The 17,096-nt window shown below is 37.5% G+C and carries 16 protein-coding genes; 13 read left to right on the forward strand and 3 right to left on the reverse strand.

Annotated features, from left to right (window positions below; genetic code table 11):
- Positions 1-35: 35 nt before the first annotated feature.
- The 11 genes from ruvA to lepB all read left to right on the forward strand — a co-directional run bounded on the left by ruvA (position 36) and on the right by lepB (position 11,574).
- Positions 36-611, forward strand: a complete 576-nt coding sequence (gene ruvA, locus BQ5341_RS05690; protein WP_071131073.1) for a Holliday junction branch migration protein RuvA — start codon at positions 36-38, stop codon at positions 609-611.
- Positions 612-620: 9 nt separating this feature from the next.
- Positions 621-1,628: a Holliday junction branch migration DNA helicase RuvB gene (ruvB, locus tag BQ5341_RS05695; protein WP_071131074.1), complete on the forward strand. Its 1,008-nt coding sequence runs from the start codon at positions 621-623 to the stop codon at positions 1,626-1,628.
- A gap of 93 nt (positions 1,629-1,721) precedes the next feature.
- Positions 1,722-2,285: a TetR/AcrR family transcriptional regulator gene (locus BQ5341_RS05700; protein WP_071131075.1), complete on the forward strand. Its 564-nt coding sequence runs from the start codon at positions 1,722-1,724 to the stop codon at positions 2,283-2,285.
- Positions 2,286-2,404: 119 nt separating this feature from the next.
- Positions 2,405-3,163, forward strand: coding sequence for a hypothetical protein (locus BQ5341_RS05705; protein ID WP_071131076.1), 759 nt, complete (start codon positions 2,405-2,407; stop codon positions 3,161-3,163).
- 225 nt (positions 3,164-3,388) lie between these two features.
- Positions 3,389-5,170 carry a glutamine--fructose-6-phosphate transaminase (isomerizing) gene (glmS, locus tag BQ5341_RS05710; RefSeq protein ID WP_071131077.1) on the forward strand — a complete coding sequence of 594 codons (1,782 nt, stop codon included), beginning with the start codon at positions 3,389-3,391 and terminating at the stop codon, positions 5,168-5,170.
- Positions 5,171-5,597: 427 nt separating this feature from the next.
- Positions 5,598-6,761: an ATP-grasp domain-containing protein gene (locus BQ5341_RS05715; protein WP_071131078.1), complete on the forward strand. Its 1,164-nt coding sequence runs from the start codon at positions 5,598-5,600 to the stop codon at positions 6,759-6,761.
- Positions 6,762-6,777: 16 nt separating this feature from the next.
- The gene (locus BQ5341_RS05720; RefSeq protein WP_071131079.1) at positions 6,778-7,914 is read left to right on the forward strand and encodes a hypothetical protein; all 1,137 of its coding nucleotides are present in this window, start codon (positions 6,778-6,780) and stop codon (positions 7,912-7,914) included.
- 78 nt (positions 7,915-7,992) lie between these two features.
- On the forward strand, positions 7,993-8,691 hold the full coding sequence (locus BQ5341_RS05725; protein ID WP_071131080.1) for an ABC transporter ATP-binding protein: 699 nt from the start codon (positions 7,993-7,995) through the stop codon (positions 8,689-8,691).
- Entirely contained in the window at positions 8,685-9,815 is a 1,131-nt protein-coding gene (locus tag BQ5341_RS05730; RefSeq protein WP_071131081.1) for a hypothetical protein, read from the forward strand. The genes BQ5341_RS05725 and BQ5341_RS05730 overlap by 7 nt, the downstream gene beginning before the upstream one ends.
- 101 nt (positions 9,816-9,916) lie before the next feature.
- Entirely contained in the window at positions 9,917-10,984 is a 1,068-nt protein-coding gene (gene rlmN, locus BQ5341_RS05735) for a dual-specificity RNA methyltransferase RlmN (protein ID WP_235836375.1), read from the forward strand.
- An 83-nt stretch (positions 10,985-11,067) separates the two neighbouring features.
- A complete protein-coding gene (gene lepB / locus BQ5341_RS05740) occupies positions 11,068-11,574 on the forward strand; it encodes a signal peptidase I (protein WP_071131083.1) in 507 nt (168 codons plus the stop codon).
- Positions 11,575-11,857: 283 nt separating this feature from the next.
- Here lepB and BQ5341_RS05745 read toward each other — a convergent pair whose 3' ends face one another.
- Both BQ5341_RS05745 and BQ5341_RS05750 read right to left on the reverse strand, forming a co-directional pair.
- A complete protein-coding gene (locus BQ5341_RS05745) occupies positions 11,858-13,471 on the reverse strand; it encodes an ABC transporter permease (protein ID WP_071131084.1) in 1,614 nt (537 codons plus the stop codon).
- Positions 13,472-13,492: 21 nt separating this feature from the next.
- Complete coding sequence (locus tag BQ5341_RS05750) at positions 13,493-14,374, reverse strand: ABC transporter ATP-binding protein (protein ID WP_071131085.1); 882 nt, start codon at positions 14,372-14,374, stop codon at positions 13,493-13,495.
- Between the two features lie 316 nt (positions 14,375-14,690).
- Between BQ5341_RS05750 and BQ5341_RS05755 the strand changes: the two genes are divergently transcribed.
- Complete coding sequence (locus tag BQ5341_RS05755) at positions 14,691-15,284, forward strand: TetR/AcrR family transcriptional regulator (protein WP_071131086.1); 594 nt, start codon at positions 14,691-14,693, stop codon at positions 15,282-15,284.
- A 66-nt stretch (positions 15,285-15,350) separates the two neighbouring features.
- Here the strand turns inward: BQ5341_RS05755 and BQ5341_RS05760 are convergent, their stop codons facing one another.
- On the reverse strand, positions 15,351-16,190 hold the full coding sequence (locus BQ5341_RS05760; RefSeq protein WP_071131087.1) for an NUDIX domain-containing protein: 840 nt from the start codon (positions 16,188-16,190) through the stop codon (positions 15,351-15,353).
- Between the two features lie 182 nt (positions 16,191-16,372).
- Between BQ5341_RS05760 and BQ5341_RS05765 the strand changes: the two genes are divergently transcribed.
- Entirely contained in the window at positions 16,373-17,023 is a 651-nt protein-coding gene (locus BQ5341_RS05765) for a deoxynucleoside kinase (RefSeq protein ID WP_071131088.1), read from the forward strand.
- Positions 17,024-17,096 lie beyond the last annotated feature (73 nt).

Raw genomic sequence — 17,096 nt, forward strand, 5'->3', positions numbered from 1 at the left:
TAGGAACATATGTTGCCAAAAAGTGAGGGAATGAGATGTACGAGTATTTAAATGGGGTGGTGACTTTTGTCAGTCCCGCCTATCTGGTTTTAGAAGTGAATCAAGTGGGCTTTTTAATTCAAGTGGCTAATCCTTTTATTTATCAAGAAGGAGATCGGGCCAAAATTTATGTCCACCAAGTCGTTCGAGAAGATGCCCAATTACTTTTTGGATTTTTTGACCTGGCAGAAAAGGAATTATTTTTACGCTTGCTGTCGGTTTCTGGGATTGGTCCTAAATCAGCTTTGGCGATTTTAGCTGGGCGGGATCATCAAGGATTAAAAGATGCAGTGGAGCGCGAAGATGTAAAATATTTAATGAAATTTCCTGGCGTCGGTAAAAAAACAGCCCAACAAATGATTTTAGATTTAAAAGGAAAATTGGCGGTGGAAATAAATGATGCCGTTGCTGTTTTACCTGAAAAAAAACCACTAAAAGAAGCAATGTCGGCTTTAAAAGCATTAGGTTATAAAGATAGCGAAATTGCGCAAGTGGAAAAGAATTTCCAAGGACAAGATTTGGCCACGGAACAATATATTTCCGCTGGGTTAAAATTTTTAATGAAAAAGTAGGTGATTAGTTTGTCGGAACGATTAGTAGATGATGCACTGCAAGCAGAAGATAATTTGTTGGAACTTTCCTTACGTCCGCAAACTTTAAGCCAATATATTGGTCAAACAAAAGTCAAAGACCAATTACAAATCTATATTACTGCCGCTCGTCAACGGGAAGAATCACTAGACCATGTATTGCTCTATGGTCCGCCCGGTTTAGGGAAAACAACGCTCGCGCGCGTCATTGCTAATGAGATGGAAGTGGATGTAAAATCCACCACTGGCCCAGCAATTGAAAAACCTGGCGACTTAGTGGCGTTGTTAAATGAACTTTCGGCCGGCGATGTTTTATTTATTGATGAAATTCATCGGTTGCCGCGGATTGTCGAAGAAGTTTTATATTCGGCGATGGAAGACTTTTATGTGGATATTATGGTAGGACAAGGACCAACAGCACATGCCGTTCGTTTTCCACTGCCGCCATTTACTTTAGTAGGGGCCACAACTCGGGCGGGGATGTTGTCTAAACCATTGCGAGATCGTTTTGGAATTGTCAGCCATTTGGAATATTATGAAGAAAAAGATTTGGAAAAAATTTTAATGCGTTCGGCTTCGATTTTTAATACAGAACTGGTGGAAAGTGGTGCGGTGGAACTGGCGCGGCGTTCGCGAGGGACACCAAGAATTGCCAACCGTTTGTTAAAAAGAGTCCGGGATTATGCCGAAGTGAAAAGTAATGGGGTCGTTGATGAAGCATGTGCCCATGAAGCTTTGGAAATGTTAGGGGTCGACGAAGCCGGACTTGATGTGGTGGATCAAAAATTACTCCACGCCATTATCGACTTATATCACGGCGGGCCGGTGGGACTTAGTACATTAGCAGTGAATATTTCAGAAGAAACCGATACAGTGGAATCCATGTATGAACCGTATTTAATTCAAAAAGGATTTTTAAAACGAACGAAGATGGGCCGTGTGGCAACGCAAAAAGCCTATGATCATTTAGGGATTTTGTTTGTGGCCGAAAAAAATTAAAAAGTGATCTTGAGTGAAAAGAAGTAGCAAAAAGTTGTGGTGCTACTTCTTTTTTGCTATTATTTAATAAAATAAAAATGATGGAGGTGGAAAATGAATAAAAGTGGAACTGAAAATTTATTACGGCAAGCACTAGTGCGCCTATGCTTAAAAGAGCCGTTTGCCAAAATTTCGGTGAAAGAAATTACCGAAGAAGCAGGCATTAATCGCCAAACATTTTATTATCATTACAAAGATAAGGAAATGTTACTCAAAGAAGTTTATTATCACGACTGTCTTCATTATTTGGATCAGGAAATTTCTTTAGATAATTGGGAAGAGCAGACATTGCTGCTTTTAAAAGCCATTTATCAAAAATCTGCCTTTTATCAAAACACCTTGTCATCTTCCCAAGAAGCCTTATTTCATGATTTTTCGGAACTAATTGAAGCACGGTTTTTAGATTTATTTAGTCTTTTAGATCAAGATAAAATTTTGTTAGCTGAAGATAAAAATTTTTACGCCGGCTTTTTTGCGGACGGCTGTTCTGGTGTTTTGAAAAAATGGTTGCAAACCGGATTGAAAGAACAACCAATTGAAATGGCCGCCCGACTGTTCCGTTTAGCCAAAGATGTAGAATTTTTTGCCATGCGTTTATACGACGGTTATGAAAATTAAAGCACGCTGTAATGATTTGCCGTCTTTTCGTTATTTTTTCGTAATGGAATCTTAAAGTAAATTATAAGGATTTTTCCACTTATTTACGGTAGAATAAAGGTAACTAAGGGGGGGATTACGTGACGCATGATTTATATGTCCATTTAGATACAACAAATAACGCAGTTGTCACTAAAGGGATTTCCCACGAAGATTTTTATCAAGGACTTTTTCATCGTCCCAAAAATCTTTTGCTTCTGGATGAAACGACGGAAGCTGGCCAGTTTGAACCCCATACAGCGCTAAAAATGATTGAAGGACCGCAAGAAGTGGCCGCTTACTTAGCGGGTCTGAGAATTCGCCGAGAAAAAAATCCAGTGAAATGGGTGGATTTTTCAGATTTGGCGATGTTAAAACAACTGACACCTCAAGAAATTGCCGAATTGCTCTATTTTGGTCATATGAAAATGCATTTGCGGGCACCATTTTTTTATAAATTGCAAAATAACTTTGCCTATTTTGAGTTAAATCCGGAATTTAATCGCGTCTATTATCGCTATATTGAAGAATTTTACGGGATTTTAGGTCAAAAAATTACGACTTGTGTCTTAGAAAAACTCAACGAAAAGAAAAGTTTTTTCAAACGACCACAACAAGTCAGCGTCTTACCCGAAGAAGTGCTTAAAGAGTTGCGACCATTTTTATTGGAAGGCGTGGCTTTTCGTTCCTGCCAAGCAGAAGCCGGCGACCATGAATTTAAAATGCCGATGTATATCGTCGAAGATCAGATTGCCAAAGCCGATGGAGAATATCTTGATCGTCTGGACCCCGATGCATTTTTGATTTATCAAACAAAACTAAAAAATTGGCGCTTAGAATTAAATCGCCAAATCTTTTAAAAGCTCGGCTTATGCCGGGTTTTTTTTGTTATGAAAAAATCTTTCAATCCACAAAGTTTAATAAAATCCCCCAGCAAAAAATCAAAATTTCAACCAATGGACTTATCTAGACCAAAAAAATATATTGACAAATTTATTCTTTAAAGTTAATATAATAAGCGTTCTTACAAAAAAAAGAAGTAGACCAATTATTTTTAAATCGAATGGTCTAGTTAGAGGTGTCATATGTGTGGAATTGTTGGAGTAGTAGGAAATGTCGATACAAAAAATATTTTAATTAACGGGTTATGTCGTTTGGAATATCGGGGATATGATTCGGCGGGGATTTTTTTGGCCGAAGACAATCAACTTTATAAAGCGGTCGGTCCTTTAAAAAAATTACAAGAAGAAGTTCCTGCTGATGCAGCCGGTACATTGGGAATTGGCCACACGCGTTGGGCGACTCATGGCAAAGCAACTTTAGAAAATACCCATCCCCACACTTCACAATCTGGTCGTTTTGTTTTGGTCCATAATGGCGTCATTGAAAATTATCGCCAGCTGAAAGAAACTTTGTTAGCTGATGATATTTTTTACGGTCAAACCGATTCCGAAGTTGCGGTTCATCTAGTGGAATATTTTGTTAACCAAGGATTTACAGTACCAGCAGCTTTTTTGCAAACTCTTAATAAAATTGAAGGATCATACGCTTTTGGCCTGATCGATACGCAAACACCAGATACACTTTATGCGGCCAAAAATAAATCACCACTGCTAGTCGGTCTTGGCGGCGATTTTAGTTTAATCGCCTCTGATGCTTTAGCGGTCCTCGATCAAACGAAAAACTTTTTGGAAATTAAAGATGGCGAAATGGTCATTTTACAAAAAGATAGTGTAGAAATTTTTGACCTTGCTGGCCAACCAGTCGCCCGTCAACCATTTGTAACTCAGTTGGACGCTAATGATTTAGACAAAGGCGCGTATCCTTATTACATGATTAAAGAAATTGCCGAGCAACCTAGTGTCGTTCGCAAAATTATCCAACAATACTTGATCGAAGAAAATTATGTGGCGCCGGCTTTAAAAGAAGTGATTCATGAAGCGGATCATCTATACTTCGTAGCTTGTGGAACTAGTTGGCATGCTTCCCGCGTTGGGGCAAAATATTTTGAAGAAATGGCCCATATTCCAGCTACGGCTTTATTAGCTAGTGAAGCAGGATATCGGATGCCGCTCCTTTCTGCGCGTCCCGTCTTTATTTTTCTTTCGCAAAGTGGCGAAACTGCTGACAGTCGACAAGTTTTAGTGCGCGTAAAAGAATTAGGCTATCCAACGATTACTTTAACGAATGTTTTAGGATCAACATTAGCGCGGGAAAGTGATTTTGCTTTGCCCTTGTTAGCTGGTCCAGAAATTGCTGTCGCTTCAACTAAAGCTTACACCGCTCAAGTAACGGTACTTGCTTGTTTGGCGCAACAATTTGCCCGTCAAAATGAAAAATTTGATTTGGCTCACGAACTTTCGCTAGTAGCGACGGCTATGGACACGGTGATTACTGAACAAGAGACTTTGAATCTTTTAGTGGCCGATTATTTAACAGAACAGCGGAATGCTTTTTACATCGGGCGCTATTTAGATTATGAAGTGTCGCTAGAAGCAGCGCTAAAATTAAAAGAGATTTCCTATGTGCAAGCAGAAGGATTTGCTGCCGGAGAATTAAAACACGGAACGATTGCTTTAATTGAAGAAGGGACGCCCGTTTTTGCCGTGATTACCGATCCAGTAACCGCAAGTCACACGAGAGGGAACATGGAAGAAGTGAAAAGTCGCGGCGCACGTCTCTTCTCGTTAGTAAGCGAATCTTTAGCCAATGATGATGACACTTTTGTTTTGCCAAATGTTCATCCTTTGTTAACGCCAATTCTTTCCATTGTTCCAGCCCAACTAATTGCCTATTATGCAACGTTGCAACGGGGACTTGACGTGGACAAACCCCGTAATTTAGCGAAAAGTGTAACGGTGGAATAAAATTTCTCTTTCAGTCAGTGATTTTGATATATTGAAGTAATTTATAGTTATAAAATAAAAGGCGCTCTAAAAGTTAGTTTTTTTCTAATTTTTAGAGTTCCTTTTTTTTGTTCTCAAGCAATCGTCTGTAAAATTTTGTGTTTGAAAATTAATTAAATAAGAAAATATTTAATTATCCAGAAATGGTTTGCGACATCCTAATATATGGTTATATCGGATTTTTTTAGTCAAATTCCATAAAAAATTCTTTGTAATTTGAATATTATTATGAAAAAAGAAAATAAATTCAGATTATTCTTAAAAACAATTGACAGCAATAATTAAATAATTATAATAAACAGTAAGAAAGCGATAAATTTTTGAAAATAAGGAATTTTTTAAAGCGAAATGATTAACCTTAAAAAAATAAATTAGCGAAGAGGTTGCGATGAAAAATTATATTATTGATGTCAATACGGATGTTTTAATCGATGCGTTAAAGAAAAAGGGTTATGTCTATAAGGTTAAGAAAGGAAAAAACTTTTCTATCAACGAAGAAGATGGATACGCATCGGTTACCTTCCCATCTCTTGATCAAAAATCATTGGATGAGGTAATCACCTATTTTTCAGATAAAAAAATAGATTTTGTCCTGTCATTTAATGAAGATACACGAATTTTTTGGTACCAGTATTGTGAGCAAACATCGACTCCAACAAATATAAAAAAGCAATACGCTGAGGCAAAGAATAAGCTGAATACTAGACGATTGATGAATAGTGTGGTCACCAATAAAGTGAAATATTTTGAAATTCAAGACTTCTTGGCGGGTGAGCGCGTCTTTCCAATAATTTTAAAGCCGAAGATGGGCAAGGGAAGTATAAATGTTTTTAAATGTAACAATAATCGCGAACTAGAAAATATACTGCTTCAAATTGAATATGCAAATTATTTCATTGAAGAGTTTGTTGAAGGTAATGAATTTAGTGTCGAAGCACTGCATTTAAATGGGAAACATCTTATATATGGGATTACAACAAAGTTGAAATATGAAGGAACGGTTGTTGAAAAGGGACATATTTCAAATATTACCACCTTCGATGATTACCAAATAAAAGAGCTCTATCTAATTTTTGATACGCTATCATATACGGATATTTTTAGTCATACTGAAGTAATCTTAGGAAAAAAAGGGTTGATCTATGTAGAATCTCATCCACGGTTGGGAGGCGACTTAATTCCGACGCTCACTATGCCACTTTTTAAGAGTGACTTTTATGATTTATTTATGGATGCGAATCTCCGAAATAAAAGGGATGGTAAAATCAAATTAAAAGAAAAGACGACCACCAGATTTTCATATATGCCCGCACCTAAAGCGTATCCTGCAAAATTTATGATGAATAATGAGATTGAAGAAGAACTGAAAGAAAAATTTGATTGTTATATCATTATTTCTAATGCGACTGATGGACAACTTTTAACGGAAAAACCGAAGAATTCCAAAGAACGACCGTTAATTCTCGCAGCAGAGGTAGGAGATGAAAAATCTGTTTTTGAGGTAATTAAGAAGATCGATCATTTTTGTGATGAAAATATTTTTCAAAATTAAACTTGGTGGTGAGTGAATGAGTAAAAAGGGATTGATTTTTTTTAAGGCTAATTTTCCGAGAATTATTTTACTAGCGTTGTTTGTTTTAATGACTGTGTATCTAGTGGGGGCAAATTTTTGGCAAAAAGATCAACGGAGTTTGGCAGAGCTGGATTTTATGAACTATCAAGATTTTGAGTTTTACCAACAAGAAGACGCGTTGCAATTAGCAGCAATTAAGGAAGATTCTGCCGTTTCCCCAGAAGAAATCACTACATTAGAAACTCAGCAACAATTACTAAATAATGTAATGGAAGCTTATGAAAAGAACGACCGCGTAGAGTTACCAAAAGCAAAACTCAGCTACCTCAATCGAGAGGGAGATTATTTAGACTACTGGGCGCCCTTTTTAAAATATTTAGTGGCCCATGATTTGCCGGAGTACACTTTGATGGAAAATAGTACATTACCAGGATTACAAAAGATTACTTCGGAAATTGAAACCTTTAGTAAAAAGTTTTTAAATGTTTTATTGCTCCTAGCACTGGGAATTTCTTTTATCGCCACTTTTAGTAAACGGAGTAAAACAATTGATTTTGACAATTTAAGTCCAAAGAAAAAAGTTGGGCTCCTGCTCAAAAAAATCGTAACGACAGAGACTATAATTTATGGGCTGTTTCTAGGAAGCTTCCTCGTTGTTTTTTTGATTGCTACTGTTAAGAATGGTGTTGGTTATTGGAATTATCCTGTTCCACTTTCAGCACCTCAGCTGACAGTAACGACTAGTGGCGCAGTGATTTCCTGGTTTTTACTTTATTCTTTTTTGCTGATTTTTATTCTAGTAGTAGGAAGTTTTTTACTCCAGTTATTTTCTAAAAGTATCATCGCTCATTTTGGCTTTTTAAGTTTGTTTTTACTGGCCAGTCAAGCTCCTTTTTTGGGGAAATATGAAAAGTTTTTACCGAGTACGTATCTTTATTTTTACAATATTTTTTCGCAAGAGACGCAAGCTTATTATTTTTTCCGCGGTACTAAAACACCCGAAGCTTTAAAAGCTGCTGAAAGATCGTTAAGTTTTTTGCCAAAAGAACAAGGCGCGTTGTTCTTAGTTAGTGTCGTTGTTTTATTAGGACTCATTTCAGTTGTTGTCGTTAGAAAAAGGCAACGAATTTGAGCTACTTTGAAAGGTGAATCGCCCCGCGACTTTGCGTAGTCTCGGGGTTTTTATTTAAGGGAAAAAAGGAGGAAAAATATGTTAGAAGTAACTGATTTGCATTTTTCTTATGGAAAAAAAGAAATTTTAGCGGGGGTGAGTTTTGACCTTACTGCTGGTGAAATTGTTGGGTTAGTCGCACCTAACGGAACGGGGAAAAGTACCTTGTTGCGAAGTTTGACCGGACTATTGACAACGAAAAAAGGTCAGGTGCGTTTATTAGACTTTGATCGCCGGAAAAATCGCAATGATTTTTTGCAACATTTATTTTTTTTAGAAGATTCCACGCGGTTATTTGATCATTTGACTGCTAAAGAACATTTTCAATATGTCAAAGATTTATGGTCATCAAAAGTGGAAGTGAAAAAGGTTTTGCAAGTGTTACGGATGCAAGAGTACGCCAAAAAGAAAGTCGGCAAGATGTCTCTAGGCATGAAGCAACATGTTTTATTAGGAATGTATTTAATGAGCGATGCTGACTTGCTACTTTTTGATGAACCGTTGAATGGGCTGGATCCAACGAGCATTGATTTATTTACTGACATTTTTTCTCGCCTAAAAAGTCAAGGGAAAACTATGCTGATGAGTTCGCATCAGTTAGGAAATGTTTCTGAAATGTCTGATCGGGTTATTTTTTTAAAAGAGGGTCAAATTGAAATTTTTCCAGCAAAAGATTTGGATTTAGCAGAAAAATATCGGTCATTATTTAGCTTGGAATCGGAGGTTCAGCTTTGGTAAAACGACTATTAGCACTTGAAGTACGGCAATTTTTCAAAAGACCGGCTTGGCTAATTTTTGCGGCAATATTTTTCTGTATGCTCATGTGGCCCTATTGGCAAAAAACAGGAACGATTACTGAAAGTCAGCCACCAGCGGAACGTCACAGTTATTTTATTATTCGAGATGACGCCAAGGCACAACTAGCTGCTTGGGAAAAAGAGCTTCCTGCCAATTCGCCGCAACAACCGAGCATCGAAGATTTGAAAAAAGAAGTGGCCTTATTAAATCCATTGATCGACTTGTATGTTTCAGATGGAGAAACCAATCGACTAGAAATCACTAAGGCCCGCTTGGACTTTGAACAATTTTACTTGCAAGAATTAGAAAATGGTCGTTACGATGAAAATCAAACCATTTTGCAGCAAAAATTATTGGTCAGGGAACTGACAGAATTAGTCGAAAAAAATATTACAGAAGTGCGGATGCCAGATACGAAAATTCCGGCTATCAATCGCCTTACTGCCACGCTAAGAAATGATACGCCGCTAATTTGGTTGTTATTCCTTTTTGTTTTGGCGGTGAGTTTTTATATTATTGAAGATAAAAGACATCCCAGCATTGATTTTATAAATAGTTGGCCCATAGCAAAAGGCTGGATTATAGCCCAAAAACAAATTATTTTTTTGATTTTTTTTAGTTTAGGGGTGAGCATCAGTTTTTATTTGAGTTTTTTCCTGCCTGCCATAACAGAAGGTTTTGGGGACTCTTCTTATCCGTTGCCGTATTCGATCGATGGCCAAAATGTCCTTATTATGAAAAGTAGTACCTTTTTGATTTACATGATTTTATATTTCCTGGCCATTATTTTTTTCTTGACTAGTTTATCCGGGTTCATTCAACTTTTTACCAAAAATATTTTAGTGAATTTGCTTATTTTAGGAAGCCTTGTTTTCTTAAGTGGAGGTGGCCAAGCGAGGAAATTTTTACCGACAAGTTATTTTAATGTTCCTGAATTTTTATTGCCCACAGGAGGATCGGGTAATCTTTTTAGAGAAAAAGGAGGACTTTTAGTCATTGTTTTGTGGGGGCTAGGCTTGTTAATATTCAATTGTCTGATTGCACAAAGGCGCCAGCGCATATAAAAATGTAATAAAAACTTTCTCTGATGAAAATCTTTCTTGAATTATCTCGCTAAAAAAGCTAGACTAGAGTGACTTTAATGAAACGAAATATGAGGAGAAATATGAAACCGACAATTTATAATTTATTATTGAGCGATTTAAGTGCTTGGTTGACTGAAAATGGCGAGAAAAAATTCCGCGCCGCCCAGATTTGGGATTGGTTGTATCAAAAAAAGGTCACTGATTTTTCAGAAATGCGCAATTTGCCAAAAGCCTTGATTGATTTGCTGAACGAAAATTTTGTTATTAATCCACTGCACTTAGTATTAACGCAAGAAGCAAGCGATGGCACTGTAAAATATTTATTCGAATTACCCGATAAACTTTTAATTGAAACAGTTTTGATGCGTCAAGAATACGGTCAATCTGTCTGCGTGACAACGCAAGTCGGTTGTAATATTGGCTGTACATTTTGTGCGTCTGGTTTACTGAAAAAACAAAGAGATTTAACGGCCGGTGAAATTACGGCCCAAATTATGATGGTAGAAAATTATTTTGCCCAACAAGAAGATGGGGAACGCGTCACTCATGTAGTGGTAATGGGTATTGGCGAACCATTTGATAATTATAAAAATTTGGTGCAATTTCTGCATGTAATTAACGACGCCAAAGGTCTAGCCATTGGTGCGCGTCATATTACGGTGTCTACTTCTGGATTAGCTCATAAAATTCGTGAGTTTGCCCAACTGGATTTGCAAGTCAATTTGGCAATCTCTTTGCACGCGCCTAATAATGAAGTCCGTTCTTCCATGATGCGTATCAATCGGACGTTCCCGATTGAAAAATTAATGGATGCGGTGGATTATTATTTGGCAGAAACGAATCGACGGATTACTTTTGAATATATTATGCTTCATGATGTCAACGATCATTTGGAACATGCCCATCAGTTGGCGGATTTATTACAAGATAAACGCAAACTAACTTATGTAAATTTAATTCCTTATAATCCTGTTTCCGAACACGATCAATATTCTCGTTCCAGCAAAAAAGATGTCTTGTCGTTTTATGATCAATTAAAAAAACGCGGAGTCAATTGTGTGATTCGTAAAGAACACGGGACCGATATTGATGCAGCTTGTGGACAATTACGCTCTAAACAAATGAAAAAACAAGAAGTTCTTTCCTAAAAATTTTTTAAGAAGACGGCGCGTTTAGGAGAAAAGAATCATTTTTGTTATACTTAACATATTGAAGATTAAAGGGGATTGAAATGAAAAAAAGTGATTGGCTCTTTTTAATAGGTGTAGCGGCGTTATTTATTGGCTTGCGTTTATTTGTCTTTTTCCCAGCGGCAGTCGAAGGGCGCTCAATGGCTCCAACATTAGCAACTGGTCAGCGAGGAATTGTTTTAAAACACAAAACTCCCGAACGATTTGATATTGTAACCTTAGAAAGCCACGATGCTAATGAAAAAATTTATATTAAACGAGTGATTGGTATGCCGGGAGAAACTTTAGTCTACAATAATGGCGTCTTAACCATTGATGGTGTTGAGTTTAAAGAAGATTACTTGGATCAAGAGTTGGTAGTCGATGACAATGGCAACAGCTTAACAGGCACCTTCACTGTCGAAGTTCCTGATGATGCTTATTATGTTTTAGGGGATAATCGAGGAAATTCAAACGATAGCCGAAACATTGGGGCTATTAAAAAAAGCGACATCGACGGCGTTTTCGTCTGGCGCTTCTGGCCACTAAATAAAATGGAAATATTTTAAAAAAGGTAGTAAAAAAAGCGAGTAAAAAAAGGTTGTCGAAGGCACGAACAGGGACGTAGAAAAATAGGAATTATGAAAGCGAATGGCACATTCGCCGAAAGAATTATCTTTTTTCCTAGCCCCTGTGCCTGAGCCACCGCTTATCAAGTCCACCACAACTCAAAATTTAACCATAATTTTCCTAAGCATTTGATTGTCCATTTATTTTGGCGAGTCAAATGTTTTTTTTTATAAAAAAATAGTGTCAGTCTGAATGAAGACTGGCACTACCTACTTTTTGAACTTAAGCTCCTTCAACTAAATCGCGTTTTTTATAGCCGAGATAACCTAAGAAAATCAGGATCAAACTAATGACTGTCATCGCCAAAAAAGTCGGAGTAGAAAATTTTTCTACGGGCATTTGAGGAATCCAGCTTTGAATCGCTGTTTTCATAAACCAGTTTGGCAAATCCAAAATGCCACCGAAATAATTTAGCATAAATGAATAGGCGAGATAGGCGTAAATTAATTTGCCTAATTTTGGCAACCAGCCTAGCACTAGCGCGGCTAGTGCGGTACAAAATAAAACGGCAGGGAAAAAATTAAAACCGGCAGCTAGAAAGTCGCCCATATCCATCGAAGCGCCTTTTTTCATAACACTCAACGCGGTTGCGCCAAGACTTCCGGCGCTGAAGAATAGACCAATTGTTCCTGCGCCAATCGCTAAAATAATAGTTGTCCAGTACAATTGTCCACGGGTAATTTTGGTCACATAAAGTTGGCTTAAATGAAGACGAGTTTCTTCAGCGAAAAGTTTATTGACAATCGCCACGGGCAAAATCGTTGCCAAACCTGACATTACTATCATAATTGTTCCTTTAAAGGAGGCTTCAATCGAAGCGTTTGAAGCGGCAAACATTTGTTTCATCAAATCGTTACTTTCAAGAAAAGTTTGCATATCACCATAAATAGAACCATATGCCGCACCTAAAATAATAAAAGCGATCAGCCAACTAATAATGACGCCGCGATTCAGTTTAAAAAATAATCCTGGAACGGAAAGCAAAGATTTTTTTGCTCTAGGGCGACCTTGGCGCTCAGGCAAGTAGCCGGCACTCATATCACGATGACCCTCAAGAATAAAAGCAACAATCATTAGCGCCAATACAAAAATGAAAGCCCATAAAACAGGCAGCCAATTATTTTTAGCGAAAGGATAAGTCAAATAAATCCAACTTAGAGGATTAAAGGCCGACAATTTTAAATTGGAGATATCACTTCCAGCCCGCATAATATAAAGCAGCCCGATAATTCCTAAAGAAGAACCGGTAGCTCCGGTAGCATTGGGCATAATTTGGGCCATTACTAAGGCGATACTTGCGCCAATCATTCCGGCCAATCCAATGGAAGTGCCAAAAAGAAAGGCGCCTTCTGTTGTGATGGATGCCACGTTGAAACTAACCACGACACTGCTAATTAAGATGGCTGTCAAAAAATTAATGAACAAGGTTTCGACTAAGACCGCTAGCGCGTTGGCTTGTCGCCCAACTCGAAAAGAGCGAACCAATTCGGTTAAGCCGAGATCTTCTTCTTTCCGTGTGTGACTAACCACGTGCAATGCTGAAACAATCATGGCAAATAATCCACAAAAAAGTAACATTTCATGGGCATACATGGCGCCCAGTGTATAATTAGCACCATTAGTAATTGGTGTCGGTCCAACAATGGAAATCATGGCAGGATTTTGCATAGTTTCAAACATACCAAGAGCGCCTTGCCCTTTAGAAATTTCTTCAAAAGCAGGGACAAGTCCTGCTGAAAATAAGCCAATTCCTAAGACCCAAAAAATAATTTTTTTCCAATCGCGTTTTAAATATTGGACTAAAAGAACGCCCCAACGCGTAAATTTTTCATTCATTTATTTTCCCCCGTTCCAACCCTATCCTTCATAATGACGCATAAATAAATCTTCAAGCGTTGGTGGCACTGCTTCAAATTTTTTGACGCCTAATTTTGTAGCTGCCAGTAAAATATCATTGATATACTGATTATCGGCGGAAAACGTCGCTTGCTGATCGGTTTGAACAAAATCGTGGACGCCAACAATTGAAGCTAGAGTTGAAAGGTCACCACTTGTTTCAAGCGTAATTGTGGAACGGGTGAGATGGCGCAATTCGTTCAATGTGCCAGTTTCCACAACTTTCCCTTGACGAATAATTACTACTTTATCTGCCAAACGTTCCACTTCGCTTAAAATGTGGGAAGAAAGAAGAATTGCTTTGCCGGCATTTTTTATTTTTTCAACTTCATCTTGGAAAACTGCTTCCATCAATGGATCGAGTCCAGAAGTTGGTTCATCAAAAATATATAAATCAGAATCCACACAAAGAGCGGCGATTAAGCCAACTTTTTGACGATTTCCTTTTGAATAACTTTTGGCCTTTTTCTTTGGATCTAGTTCAAAACGTTCAATCAGCTGCTCTCTTTTTTTCTGGTCGCCACCGCCGTGCAATTTGATAAATAAGTCAATAATTTCGCCACCAGTTAAATTAGGCCAAAGTGCGACATCGCCAGGAACATAAGAAATTCTGGAATGAATAGCTAAACTATCTTTCCAAGCATCTTTGCCAAAGATTTCCACTAGGCCGGCATCACGCTGGATGATTCCTAGTAACGTCCGAATGGTGGTGGATTTTCCGGCGCCATTTGGACCGATAAAACCAACAACTTCACCGGCACCCACAGTAAATGAAACATCATAAAGTGCTTGAAACTTGCCGAATTTTTTTTGTAACCCTTGGACTTTTACAATTTCTGCCATACTACTTAGCTCCTTTTTAGTAAAAAAATTTAAAGCGTGCTTTTTGATTTCTAACAAAAAGAGGTTCAAAATAAAACAAATTGAAGGATAAAGTTTATTTTTAAGCTTAATTCTCTTTGTTTTAAACTAAAACTCATTTCTAAGGCATATAATATTCTCTTTTTACTAGTTAGTCAATGAGATAAGCAACAAAATTAAACTATTTTCCGCTTGATAGTTTCTAACTTGCTCTATATAATAAGAAGAGAAAAGTTGTTGACGGAAAGATATATTTTATTCTTAAAATAAAAGTTTAGTTAGAAAGTTGGAATTTAAGATGAACGGTTTTGAAAAGCGGACCGCAGAAAAGAAACACCAAGTCATTAATGCGACTTTTGAGCTGATGAATTCAGAGGCCGGTCTTGAAAATTTGACTATCGAAGAAATTGTTACCTACTCAAAGGTAAGTAAGGCGACAATTTTCAAATATTTTGGCAGCAAAGAAAAATTAATTGGCGAAGTTTTTAAACATTTTTTAAATCGGATGGGGGAAACTGCCCGGCAGATTATGGAAAAAAATCTACCTTTTGAAGAGACGATGATTGCCATGAGCCAAAATAAAATTCAGTTTTTGGAAAAAGTGAACAAACAGTTTTATCTAGATTTGATGGCGCATGTCACGCGCAAGGAAAATGATGAGTTGTCCACTTTGATGGAAGCATATAGTCAAGAAAGTTTTACCATTATGCTAGATTTATTTCATCGCGGGCGCAAGGAAGGAAAAGTTGCTTTAAAGTATTCGGATGAATTTTTGCTGCTTTACTTTGAAGCGCTGGTGGAAGGTATTTCCAATCCGAAAATTTATGAAAAAATTATGCCTTACACAAAGGAATGGACGGAATTGATGCTTAAAGGAATCGCCCCAGATTAATTGACTGCAAAAAAATTTAAAAAAATCCACCGACAAATTTTTTTGTCGGCGGATCTTTTGCTTTTTTTAACTTTCGATTTTATTTTTCATTAAGACGTCTTCATTTAGGCGGTAAACTTTAGAAGGACGGCCAATGCCAACAGGTCGTTCGCCGATTTCCACAAAGTAGCGGAGCATTCCTTTTTTAAAATTAGAATGATCAATATCTTTAAAGGAAAAGCCTAAAAATTTGGCAAATACTTTCCGCGCTTCGGTAATCGTAAACGAATTGCCGAGGACTTGGAGAATTTTTGGATCGTGTTCCATGCGATTTAAGACGTGCAAAAAGGCCGTCCAAATAATCAAATGGTGGTCAAAGGCTAAACGGTCAGGCCCAACAGATGCGCCAGTATTTAGATCCAAGATAATTTTCACATCTTCGTGACTTAAAACCAATTGATGATTGACGCGTTTGATTTCAAACCATTTTGCCGTTTTGGCATCGTCACCGGCAGTCAGCGGTTCCTCACCAATAAAAGCTAGATAACTGACGGTCACTACCCAACCACGAGGATCGCGATTCGGTTCAGAAAAAGTGTGGAGCTGCTGAATTTGATCTAAGGAAATTTCTACACCAGTTTCTTCTTTTGTTTCTCTTAGACAACTCATTTCAGTGGATTCATTAGGATTGACAAATCCACCCGGTAAAGCCCATGATCCTTGGAAAGGGTGGGTATCACGTTGAATTAGCAATACTTTTAAAGCATCTTCTTTTTTGTTGTAGCACAATAAAACATCATCCACCGTTAAAAAAGGCGATTCATATTTCGGGAAATCCTGAGATTTATACCAGGTTAAAAATTCCTCTTCACTCGCTTGGTGATTGTAATAATATTTTTCCGCTTGCTTGGTTGGAAAGTTTTTCATCTTTTTTGTGAGCCTGCTTTCTGGTTTCTCTTGCATTTATTTTAGCAAAAAAAACGGTAAATTCCAAGGCACAGCCTAATTTTGATAAAAAGGGCGTGACAAAATTTTGTTTTTTAATCGATTCGTAATAGGAAAATGAAAAAAGATACGCTATAATAACCAAGACCAAATGAAGGAAGGCGATGAACATTTTGATAATCACCAGTGGGACGATTGGCTCAGGAAAATCTTCCTTGACCACGCTCTTAAGTCAGGAGCTAGGCACCGAAGCATTCTATGAAAGTGTCGACAACAATCCCGTTTTACCACTTTTTTATTCAGATCCAGAACAATATGCATTTTTATTGCAAATTTTCTTTTTAAATACGCGTTTTGCCAGCATTAAAAAAGCGCTGAAAGACGATAATAACGTGTTAGACCGCTCGATTTATGAAGATAGTCTTTTTTTTCATATGAATGCGGAAATGGGCCGGGCCACGCAAACAGAAGTGGAAGTCTATGATAAATTGCTAGAAACGATGCTTAATGAAATTCAATTGGCGGCGCCGAAAAAAGCCCCCGATTTGCTCGTCCATATTGAAGTTAGCTTAGAAACCATGCTCAAACGGATTGAAAAGCGCGGCCGGGACTATGAACAGTTAAGTCACGACGAAACGCTATATAATTATTATGCCGAACTTAATGGCCGCTACGTAAAATGGTTTGAAGATTATGATTACTCACCAAAAATTAAAATTGATGGCGATCGTTATGATTTTATGGAAAATGCTGAAGACAGAGCAGCCGTCTTGGAACAAATTAAAGGAAAACTCCAAGAACTAGGGCGCATTTAATATTTAAGTCAAGAAAATCTTTCGGGATTTTCTTTTTTTTGCGGAATAAATTGATTTTTCCTCTCTTAATTTA

The organism is Enterococcus timonensis (assembly GCF_900104595.1).
Classification (GTDB): domain Bacteria; phylum Bacillota; class Bacilli; order Lactobacillales; family Enterococcaceae; genus Enterococcus_J; species Enterococcus_J timonensis.